Source organism: Meiothermus cerbereus (genome assembly GCF_051297115.1).
Classification (GTDB): Bacteria; Deinococcota; Deinococci; order Deinococcales; family Thermaceae; genus Meiothermus; species Meiothermus cerbereus_A.
This window is the reverse complement of sequence record NZ_JBEVAL010000155.1, coordinates 1-1,028: the sequence shown is the minus strand read 5'-3', so window position 1 is coordinate 1,028 and position 1,028 is coordinate 1. Positions and strand designations below refer to the sequence as shown.

General features: G+C 69.6%; 2 protein-coding genes. Both read left to right on the top strand.

What is annotated here, in order from left to right; genetic code table 11:
* Positions 1–325 (top strand): DUF6428 family protein (locus tag ABWU19_RS14890; RefSeq protein WP_435902413.1); only part of this gene is annotated, 325 nt, incomplete at its 5' end.
* 27 nt (positions 326–352) lie between these two features.
* Positions 353–1,028 (top strand): MFS transporter (locus tag ABWU19_RS14885; RefSeq protein WP_435902412.1); only part of this gene is annotated, 676 nt, incomplete at its 3' end.

Here is a 1,028-nt window from a genome sequence, read left to right as displayed (position 1 = left end):
GGCCAACGCCTGGCGCGAAACCGTGATCCAGCTGATGGACCCGAGGGGCGAGGAGGAGGCCGTGTTCATGCCGGTGCGCAAGTTTCTCAGCATCTACCGCCGCGTGGCGGCTTCGGTGGCGCTGGAAGGGGCGGCGGAGCTCCGCTTTGAGTACGGAAACCCCGCCCTCCGCTACCGGGTGGGGGGGCTGGAGGTCCAGGGAGAAGCCCTGGTGGTGCACCTCCTTCCCCCCCAAGTGGCCTGCAAGGCCGCCGACCGGGCCGAGGAAGCCGGGTGCTGCGACCCGGGGTTGCCCCTGCGGCTGAACGCAAGGCCAGGCCCCTAAGATGAACCCCGCCAGAGCCAGCATCCCATGAAGCGCTTCTACGGCTGGAGGATCGTTTGGGCGCTGGCCCTGGCCACCACCGTTTCCTACGGTGTCCTCTACTACGGCTTCGGGGTGTTGGTCAGGCCCATGGAAGCCGAGCTGGGCTGGAGCCGGGCCCAGACCTCGAGCGCCTACGCCCTGGGGCTCCTGGCCTCGGGGCTGATGGCGATCCCCGTGGGCCACTGGGTGGACCACCGGGGGGCTCGAGGCCCCCTGCTCCTGGGCTCCCTCCTGGGCAGCCTGATGCTTCTTGCCTGGTCCCAGGTGCGGCATCTGGGGGCCTTCTACGCGGTCTGGGTGGGGATGGGCCTGGCCATGGCCATGGTCCTTTACGAGGTGGCCTTCGCGGCGGTGGCGGTGTGGTTCCGCCGCTGGCGCCACCAGGCCACTTTCGTGATCACCATGGTGGCGGGGCTGGCCAGCACGCTCTTTGTACCGCTGGAAACGTTCCTTGTGGAACACCTGGGCTGGCGCCATGCCCTAGTGGCCTTGGCCCTGATCTATGGGCTTACCACCCTACCCCTGCACGCCCTGGTGCGCCGCCGCCCAGAGGATCTGGGGCAGGGGCCCGACGGCGAAAGCGGGCCCACCGCACGGCCCCCCGAAGCCAGCGTAAGCGCCCGGGCCGCCTTCAGAGGTGCGGCTTTTTGGTGGCTGGCCG